General features: G+C 44.9%; 6 protein-coding genes. All 6 read right to left on the bottom strand.

Annotation, left to right across the window (positions count from 1 at the left end; genetic code table 11):
- On the bottom strand, nt 1-815 hold an 815-nt coding region (locus MUB35_RS28515), incomplete at its 3' end, for a hypothetical protein (RefSeq protein WP_244807262.1).
- Between the two features lie 30 nt (nt 816-845).
- Nucleotides 846-1,241, bottom strand: a complete 396-nt coding sequence (locus MUB35_RS28510) for a gp53-like domain-containing protein (RefSeq protein WP_244807261.1) — start codon at nt 1,239-1,241, stop codon at nt 846-848.
- A 1-nt stretch (nt 1,242) separates the two neighbouring features.
- A complete protein-coding gene (locus MUB35_RS28505; protein WP_244807260.1) occupies nt 1,243-1,446 on the bottom strand; it encodes a hypothetical protein in 204 nt (67 codons plus the stop codon).
- Nucleotides 1,433-5,488, bottom strand: coding sequence for a phage tail spike protein (locus tag MUB35_RS28500; protein ID WP_244807259.1), 4,056 nt, complete (start codon nt 5,486-5,488; stop codon nt 1,433-1,435). Before MUB35_RS28500 ends, MUB35_RS28505 begins: the two co-directional genes overlap by 14 nt.
- Nucleotides 5,488-6,177, bottom strand: coding sequence for a distal tail protein Dit (locus MUB35_RS28495; protein WP_244807258.1), 690 nt, complete (start codon nt 6,175-6,177; stop codon nt 5,488-5,490). Before MUB35_RS28495 ends, MUB35_RS28500 begins: the two co-directional genes overlap by 1 nt.
- Before the next feature lie 10 nt (nt 6,178-6,187).
- The gene (locus MUB35_RS28490; protein WP_244807257.1) at nt 6,188-10,321 is read right to left on the bottom strand and encodes a phage tail tape measure protein; all 4,134 of its coding nucleotides are present in this window, start codon (nt 10,319-10,321) and stop codon (nt 6,188-6,190) included.
- Between the last annotated feature and the right edge of the window lie 41 nt (nt 10,322-10,362).

Here is a 10,362-nt window from a genome sequence, read left to right as displayed (position 1 = left end):
TTCATCTTCACGCCCACCGGACTGGTTGAGGTTGCGTATTTGTAAATCTTTGTGGTAAACACCAGCCCATTTCTGCGTAGGGCAAAATAATTGGAGAGAGCCTGCTCAATGCCGCCACCCGCCTCTTTGATGGCATCAACCTGGGCTTTTCCAATCGTCTCTATATTTTCGGCTGCCTCTGCTGCGGCTGCTTGAACGTTCTTTACCTGGGTGGTGCCCTCCGCCTGGATGCGGGATACCTGGGTGTCTCCGGCCTCATTTACGCGCTGTGTCTGTGATTGACCTGCGTTGTTTACGTCGGCTACGGCTTGCTGTGCGGTCAACGTAAAATCGTTCTTTATCTTCTCAGCGTTCTGGGCTGATTTCTTAGCCGCCGCTGCTTCTGCTTTTGCTGCTTCAAGCGTTTTGATTGCATCCTGAGCCAGTTCCTCAAACATTCCTTCCAGTACCGTTGATTCATTTTCACTGGGTATTCCATCACCGCTTACACTTTTATATACATAGAGATTAAAAGAAAATGAGGATACTACATCCTCACCACTCACAAACTCTATCATACATATAGCACTTCCAAACTCCGCAAGTGTCTGATTAGTTAAAGGTACGAATACAGCTTTATCCACAATCCGACAGTCATTATACACAACCTTTTTTGACGGCTTAACCACCCATACGCGTGCTGATACACCTTCTGGTATTTCCCAATCAATTACTGTACACTCTATTTCCCTTCCAGTGTCTCCCTGCATTGCATAAACGATAGGAGTGATCCTTTTATGCAGGACACTAATTTCAATCTTTTTTACCGCTTTCATGTATTACCTCCCAAAATATTTGCGTCCACGTTAAGTGCCTATAGCAATCCATACCAATGTTGTTTCTGTTGTATTCGTCCTTGTCACGTAAGCGTCAAACCCATTTTTTGTATTATTAGAGGTGCCAACGCCCAGAACGCTTGTGCCAGGGGCGGACGTAATCGGAGTGACTGTGACATATGGCTGGCTTTTAAATGGTTTCGGAAAATCCACATGCGCCATTGTGGGTTTGTTGGCTACCGGAACAATACTCACCCTGCCCCCTTGGATCGTAAAACCTCCCAGCTCATCTTTTATCAGTTCCTTTATCACAGACCACTTTATTTTTTCTGAATCCTTACTCAGAGTCCTTATATAATCGTCATCCGCTAACGCAGTTGCTTCTTCGAGTTCCATTTCAGGTGTCATTGGTGTATTTACTTCCATATCAATCAGCTCCCAGTTTGTTTTTCTGGATATATTCCCGGATCGCATTGATATGCTCCGATAAAGTTTGGTCTACGGCGTAAAAGCTTTTCTTATTGTTATCACTGATGGGTTCTCCAGTGTCTTTATCTACCTCGTTGTAAGTGTAGGATATCCTATCACTCCCCTCAATGTTCATGACCATAAAACTACTAAGTCGTTTCATAAAGCAAGCCCTCCTGTTCTTCGATTATTTGTGTAACTTCCGCAGCGTATTCTTCCTCATAAACATCGAAAATTGCTTCTACATTTTCTTCTTCAAAGTCAGCATTCTCCAGACGCATGCATTCAAAATCTTTTTGTTTCACCTTGATCTCCCAGGCAAATTTTAGGTTTTCTGTACCACGGGCAATAAAATAGGATGGATGCTTCTCTCCTACCCAAATATCTCCTGGTCCTTCTTTTTGCAAAAACACCTGGTACTCAATGCCTGTTGACACGGTCTCCGCAAACACATCGTCCAAAGAAACACAGCACTCCCCATTTTCATCTGTTACTCCCTCGCCCAAATCTCCAAACATCGGGGTCGCCATCTCATAGCAGTATTGCAGCCTGCGTGAATAATTTTCTGTTTCCACGATCCTGCTTTTTGTTCCTGATGCGGTAAAGGTACCTGTGACTTTTAGTTGGCCTTTTACATCCAGACGCGGTTTGATCTCAACGTGTCCTGTGTCATAACTGCTTCCGGTTGAGTATAATCCAATCTGGGCATACTTTGCCGAACTCGATCCTGGCTCCGGATAAGCCGAAAGCTTCATGTATGTAGGATACATATTTATAACAGTTTTTGTATCTGCGCATTTTATATCCATTCTTTCTGAAGGCCCCTCTATATATCCCTTATTTGATGTATCTGCATGTATCTGGATCGCAGAACCTTCATATCCCTGTGGATATACTCTTAACCTCGAACCACTCGACGAAGAAGTCCCTGCTGGATATCCTACATCCGCAACTGTCTGTATGCTCTGCCCTGTGTCTGCGCTTACCATCTTACTGCAGGCCAGTACGTTATTGTCCAAGTCAAAATAAACCCTACCATTTTTCGATGCAATTTTACCGATCCGCATGTACGTTCCATTAATGTACAGCTGGCCGCCGGACATATAAATCCCCTGCAATGCCCCATTTTTTGTGAGCAGGCTAAAGATATCCTCGTGCGTCAGTGCATCCACATCGACCACAACTGCAATGCTCTGCATATCCAGCATCTGTGTTGTGCCGCCTGCGGCGTATAAAGTGCAACGCAGAGCTACAACATCCCTTGGGATCCCAATGGCTTTTCCACTTGCTGTAGATATTACCCCTCCTGCAGAAGTTGCAAGGGCAGAATACAGGCTGTGAGTGATACTGGGTTCATCCGCACTGGATGTATATACAGTTGTCCATGTTGCTCCATCCAACGATTCTTCAATCTTAAACCGTCCCGCATATCCTGTTCTGGCTGTGCCGGTCCCGTCGCGGTAATAGGCGCTCAGAGTAATGTAGTTTGGTGCAATCGAATTATCCTGGCTGCGTTTTGCTACCAAGGTGGATGCCTCCATAAAATATGTGCGGCCGGCAGCTCCTGTATCTCCTTTATCCCCCTTGATAAGAGACCAGGTATAATCTGACGCATCCGTGCTTTCTGCTGCTGTGGTTTTGTTATAAGCCAATCCTATATAGGTTTTCCCTGATGGGTCATCTGACATATTTGTGCCAGATGCAGAGGTTGCATATTTTACCCATGTATATAACTGCTTTCCATCCGCACCATTTTGCCCTGCGACTCCGGTATCACCTTTTTCACCTTTTATTTTCGACCATGTGTAGTCAGAGTAATTGCCGCTCTCTGTCGCAGACTCTTTATTATAAGCAAGACCAATATATGCTTTATCTGTCGGGTCATCGCTCATGCCGCTTGTTGGGGTATCTGCGTATTTCAGCCATGTGTAATACTGTTTTCCATCTGCTCCTTTCAGGCCCTGAATGCCCTGGGGACCTTGTATTTTAGTCCATACATAATCAGAAAACACCGTACTATCAGCCTGGACGAAATCTACATACTGCCCTATCCATTTTCCTGGCGTTTCTCCATTATCGGCAGTAAACGTGCTTCCGTCGTCAGAATATTTCATATGGATGTATGAAGTCTTCCCGTCAATGCCGTTTGTGCCCGGAATTCCGTTTGTGCCATCTTTTCCGTCAGCACCCTCTATCTTCACCCAGCTATATGCTAACGGGTCCCTGGAATCTGTTTCTATAAAATCAACATATGTTCCAATATACGAATTTGGTTCCTTCGACATCTGTGACGATGTAGGTTTGTCATTTGGAGCATACATCACATGGAAGTAGCTTGTTCTTCCATCCGTGCCATTACCACCGTCTTTCCCCGGGATCCCTTGTGCTCCCGGTTCTCCATTCTTCTGTTTTGCTATATTGAACCGTTTCGTGACGGTAAACAACCCCAGATACGCCGCTGTGATATCCACCCATCCGGTGTCCGCCGTTAGGTCTGTCACCGTATACACCTTTGTGGTGTTATCCCAGGAGCCTGTTACTCCTTCTGATCGCTGTATTGTGTATTGGCATGATGCAGTTACATCAATCTGCCCGTATAATACCTGGACAGTTGTTTGGACAATCGGGAAATCTGCATAGTTTCCCTGATAGTCCGTTGGAATGCCCTGATATTCGTTTCCGAGTATCATCGTTATGTTTCGCACAGTCTCAAGCTTTTTATTGACATATTCCTCTATATTATCATCATCTACGAGAAAAGCTTCGGAAGAAAGTCTAAACTCTCCAGTATCAAGGTTCCAATAGTTCCGGCCTGTCTTATCCGACAGTAAACCGGATATGATAGCATCTGCAACGACTCCTTTTGCCGTTATCGCTGTACGCCAATTCCAGTCCCTCCCGTCCGCGGTGCGCTCCGTGGCGATCTGTAAGCCCTGGCTGCCGAATATCATACAGCCGTATAATTCCGATTCTGGGTCCAGGTCGGATATTTCAAAGGCTCTTCCATTTACTTTTTTTGCAACAGTGCTCTGCAGCCGAAGTTGAGTATTTACTGCGTCCAGGATGCCCCGTACCCTCTCTGCCATTACCGTTTTTGACTTGCTATCGAGGACAGCTTCAATTGCCTTCTGCAGCTCAAAATCAGAGTCAAAAGCACTTTTTTGATAGTCCCCAAGAACAATCTCTAAATTTCTTTTATCAATACAATCGTATTTGATTGAGATTGCCCTTGCATTTGTCTCTATGTCAAGTTCCCTATGCCTACAATGTACTGTATCTCCCAGCCCTACTTTTTCCAGGATTTCATACCCCTTATATTCCTCTGTTCCTTCCAGAGATACCATATTTACGTCATAAGAGATTTTCGGCAGGTCTATACCAAGTTTGAACTGTTCATTACACTTTGTAATTAATTTACGCCGCAATTCCTCCAGTGTCAGACACCCTTCCTCGTCCTCGCTTGCGTCTTCTAACATCTTTACGTCATCAAAAGAGAGTTCCTTAGTATATATCTTTGCGTACTTATTAATACGAGGAGAATCTACCCACGGCGAATCTCCCTCAAGTGTGTATCCGTTGTATGCAACCGGGATGATCCTGGTAACAACCTCGCTCATGTCTACATGTTCTTCTATCCCTTCCAGGTTGTAACCGAATTCCGCCCGGACACCATAATCTCCGCCGACATGCTGATTAATGATCACCTGGTAATTGTCATAGAGGATTTCCCCACCCCAACGGTTTATAAAAGACTGGTCAATGTCTCCATTGATTGCCTCCATTAAATTCCTACGCACGTAATACGCTGTGGAACCAGTCGTTATATCTGATGTTCCGCTATATTTACTTTTAGCGCACATGATATCAAGTGCTTGCTGTCCGCTCTTACCAGTCGGCCTGACATCTAATAAAATATGATCATCCTTGGAATCAAAGAAAACAGGAAGTGCATAAGCCGTTACTGTTTCATCATCCTTTTGTGTTTCGTAAATACGAAAAAGCTGCCTCTCCCCCATTGGTGTTGGCGCGGAGATAACAGCTTCTTTTATGATCATTTTAAATTTTTCATCTTCGTCTATCGGATGCTCCAATTCAAGATGCCATGCTTCATTGAGTACCATTTCGCATTCGCATAAGATCGGTTCCAGAACCGCATCCCCGTTATGCTCATAGTCTGTATTGTCTGGCAGATATATCTGTATCATTATCGGCACCTCCAATTGGGGATTATCTTCAATTCAAATCCGTTTGTTATGGTTATGCTGTTTTTCCCTTTAAGCAAATACAGGTCATCATAATTACCTGTCACAGAGGTATTCATGACTGTGTCATCAAGCCTATATGATAGCTTCCTTTCCGTATCTATGGTCAAATTCTGCCCCACATTCGCCACCATTGTCTTCCCGTTGACAGTAAGTGTACACACTCCTTCTCCGGTAATTTTATAGACTGGATGGGACAGGAAGTAGCGGTTATATAATACCTGGTCAATATCCATTTCTGCTGTCCCTTCTAATAGGTATTGATAGCCCGAGCATATAAATTCAACCGATATCTGTCCCATTGTCCTTATAAATCTATCTGTAGATTTAATTTTAAGGTGTTTGACCTGGTAGAAATATTCTGGGTCGTCGCTTAATACAAGTCTGCCGCCTATACCATCATACAACCATTCTTTTACGATGCGATATTGTTCCATCCACAAATCTTTTTTTGCTTTAAAACCGAATGTGAAAGTTACCGGGATATCTGGCACAGTATCTTTTCTACGGTAAAGGGTGCCATCCCTGCCTGGCAGTTTTATTGCATCATGATCTGGTTCCGGCGCAGGGGGCGCAGGTCTTTCTTTTACCAGCAGCCCGATTGAGTCGCTGGTTACCTCATTCAATTCCACATAAAACGTATCAATACCCCCTTGCTGCTGATTTCATCGTTGTCTTTCTTGTTGTACCGCTGTTCACAATTTGCGTAACATCTTTTTCAAACTGCCGTCTGGATGGGTACAAAGCCGTGTCCTTTGCTGCTATCTCCCTTAGATATGGCAGATACTCTTTGAACAGCTCAAATGCTTCTGCGTCACCGGAATTTCCGTATACAGCATTGGTTCCAGCAGCGCTTCTTCCTGTCAGGTTTGGCACTTCCATGCTCTCCGCGATTGTGGCCCGTACATCATCCATTTTATCTTCGTATCCGATTCCAAACCCTTCGGCGGTATATTCACCCAATCTTTTAAAAACTTTGGAAGGGGAATTAATATCTAGCCTGTATTCTGCCTCTGCTACTGCATCCGCACACATCTGAGCTACCGCATTGATCACCTCAGATTCTCCCGCGGAGATACCGTTTGCCAGACCGACGGACGTATTGTAGCCGTCCATGTATAACGTCCAAGTGTTTAGATTGCTGGCTTCATCTGTTATGGCTGAGACAACGGATTCTGCCGCACGCCCCACTGAATCTTCTCCTGCCGCAATACCCGCCTCCAGGCCTCGCACTGCTACATTGCCCGGTACATAAAAATTAGCATATGTGAGCGTTTCCTCTGTCTTCGATACCATATCGTCACAAAGAGATGAGACACGTGCCAATACTGCGGGCGAACCATGCTCCACGCCTGTTCTTATCCCATCAACTACTGTATTGCCTACATTGGTAAAATCAGCAGAGTTTAATGTGCTCTGGGCAATATTTACAATCTGTTGTGACAGCATCTGTATTGCCATGACAGCCTGCAGTTCATTCCCAGTGATACCTTCTGCTAAACCTGCAGTAACAAACTGCCCTATTTCAGCAAATACTTTTGATGGTGATTGAATACCATATGTATCTTTTGCCTGCACAATCGTAGCTTTCCCCATCTCATCAACAGCAATCGTACCCTGCTCAATAGCTGAACGAATACCATTACCAAGTCCAGTTGAAATATCGACACCAATGCCATTCATAGTTTCTGTAACCTGATCTTTGCCACCATTCAACGCCATTGTATATTCGTCAAGCATATTCTCGACGCTTGCCTGAACGCCTTCTTTCATGTTAAGTGATTCTTGCCAAAGTTCTGTGGCGCGATCCAGTTCATCATTCGACATATTCGCAAATGCCTGCACATATTGAACACCTTCAGGCCCCATCTCCGCCAATTTCTGCAGGATACCCTGGTCAACTCCTCTTTCCGCAAGTGAAGTCATATTGTCTGCCCAAAAGCCCACTCCATCAACTTGTGACTGCATGTTCTCGAGAACATTTTGCGTCATTTCGTCAAGGCCCTCTTGCGTTTCAATGATGGTACCGCTGAACTGATTAAACATATCCATTTGACTATCTATAACGCCTAAAATTGTTTCCTGCGCATTTAAATACGATTCAACAATAGTCTCTGAAGCGGCTCTATTCGCATCTGCCGCCGCCTGTTGAGCGTCAGCGTTGGCATTTGTGGATTCTGTATTTTCATCTTGTGTAGCCGTTGCTTCTTCCCAACTACTGCCAAGTTCTTTCAAACGGTCCTGTGTTTCCTTGATATCGGCCTCGATCAATTCCTGTGAAGATTTGTTTTTATCTAGTGCTTCAGAATTCTTTTCCTGTGCCTCAGTAAGGGCATCATAACTCCTCCGCTCTTCATTTTTACCATCTACCAAAGTTAACACGCTGCGGCAATTCTTTAAATACCACTCATTTTCACCCTCAAGAAGAGTTCCAAGTTCCGCCTTTATTCCTTGTTCTTCTTCCTCGAGCTTTATTGCCTCCATCTTTAGCTCAGAGCGTTTTTTTATGAGTTCAAGCGCATGTTCCTCTTCAGCTTGTAGTTCTATCTCCTTCTGCTTATTATCCAGGTATTCCTGTATAGCATCACTGTTTTTTGTCAGAGAATCCGTCTGCTCATCATAGGCAAGGTTAAGCCCCGGTACCAACTGATTTAATTCAGCAATATATTGCCTCATCACCTCAGTTTTTTCATTGTCATTACCTTTTGTTTCAGCAAGGTTCTCAATTTTTTCCTTCAGTATCTGAGCATATTTACTCTGAGCTTCCATCTCCGCTGTATTGTTAGAATAGGATTCTACGAGATCCTGTGCAGATTGAGATACCTCATTTGCCGAATCATAAAGCTGTTGATTGCGTTCTGCCAGTAATCGGACCTCTTCTGACGCCTCTCCTGCGCTCTCTGCGTAAACACCTATTGCGGTTGCTGCGCCGGCCACCGCCGTTACCATTAGCGCAATTGGCGTCGCACTTACAGTAGTATTAAAAAGAGACTGGGCCACTGTAGCCAGTTTCATTGTTGCCTTAAATGTGCCAACACTGGCTATCACACCGCCTATGGCTGGTACCAGACTATCCATGCTCTCTATGACCGCATCCAAGCCTTCCTCAATCTCAGGCAGGGCTTTCTCGGCGATTGGAACTCCCACCTGGGTTTGGAATTTCTTTCCCAACTGCGTGAATCGAGATTCGAGAGAATCGTATTTGATATCCTTGATGCTCTCCATTGTCCCTTTTACATTATCATAAGCAGTGTTCGTCTCCGCCAAGGAAGCGATCACCTTCATAGCATTATCTTCTCCCAGCGCAGACCATGTATTGCTTGCAAGTGTAAGGGCTTCTTGCTGGTTCGTAGCACTGTTTAGGTCCTGAATCACAGAATAAAAAACATCTTTCGCAGTCGCCTTGCCGCTCTTCCATTGATAGAACAAAGATTGCGTACCACTTGAAAAAGAATTCAGATTTTCTTCGATACGTCCATCTGCCAAGGAAATAGTAAACTCCTTCACGAAGTCATTTACTTTATCCAAGTTATACGCCCCTGAATCCAGGCCATTGTCCAGGATGGCAAACATCTCCTGTGCAGAAAACCCTGCCTGTCCCCAGAGCTGACTGTACTCTGCGATATTGTCCGACAACTCTCCTGATTTATCCAGGCCATTCTGGGCGCCTTTTGCCATCAGGTCAAAGGCTTCATCGGATGTCAATCCCATGTTTTTTACAAGAGCATCTACACCACGGATAGTTTCTGATAAATCCATGTCAAAGACATCACGCATGGCAATGCCATTTTCAGTCATACTTTCCAGTTTACTGGGATCCAGCTCACCTGTATACTGCTTGACAAGGGCCATTGACTGTGCAACATCATTGATATCATCACCATAATTGTTGTTATGCAGATCCTCCATGACAGACTTGTATTGCTGCATCTCCCCTGCAGTGGCTCCGGTGCTTGCCTGTAGCTGCCTCTGTGCAGTTTCAAGGCTTGTTACTGATTTGACCGCATTGACAACGGCATCCTTCCCCAAATTCACCAGAGAGTTTGCCAGATTAGATTTAAGGACAGTTGAGAAATCTATTGTGACTTTCTCGGCCTCTTTTACTTCTTTGCCAAATTCATTAATGGATTTTGCACACTGATCTGTAGACTGCGCGGCTTCTTTCAGATATGCAGCATTTTTATTTACTGCTGACGATGCCTTTATGACCTGGGCCTCTGCTGTATTCAGCTTCGTCTCCCAGTCCTTTACGCGGTTCCCTGCGGTTTGATAATTCTTTTCACCTTTTGCGATTGCCGTACTGACTTCCCCTAAGGCTGTCTCTTCTTTCTTCAGCTCATCGGAAAGAGATTGTACCACCGCCTTCTGTTTCTTTATGGCCTGTTCCGATGAGTTTCCGGATTTTGTCATCTTATCCAGACGGTCTGTGGCCTTTTCGTAATCTTGCTTCAGGTCCTCCAGTTTTTTGCTATGGGTTTCCTGCTGCTTATTCAGGTTCGCAAGGCCGATCCCGACTTTTTCGTAGCTCTCACGGGCATGTTCCAGGCCTTTTCTGACAGCTTCTTCTTTACTCTTCTGCTCATCAAGAGACTTGGATAGCACTTCATGCTTCTTCTGGAGGGCCTCCAGGGAGTTCTCCTGGCCTTCATATTGAGCCTGGACCAGACCCAGCTCTGACTTTAGGGCTGACAAGGATTTATTGCAGTTCGTGACGTTCTGCTTAAATTCTTTCTCGCCATCCAACGCGATCAGCGCACCTATCTTTTTAATTGCCAAATGCTCACCTCCCGGATTTTTCCCACAAAAAAGCCACCTGC

Origin of the sequence: Blautia sp. NSJ-175 (assembly GCF_022867815.1) — a bacterium.
Lineage (GTDB): Bacteria > Bacillota > Clostridia > Lachnospirales > Lachnospiraceae > Blautia > Blautia celeris.
This window is presented reverse-complemented; position numbering and strand designations above follow the sequence as displayed.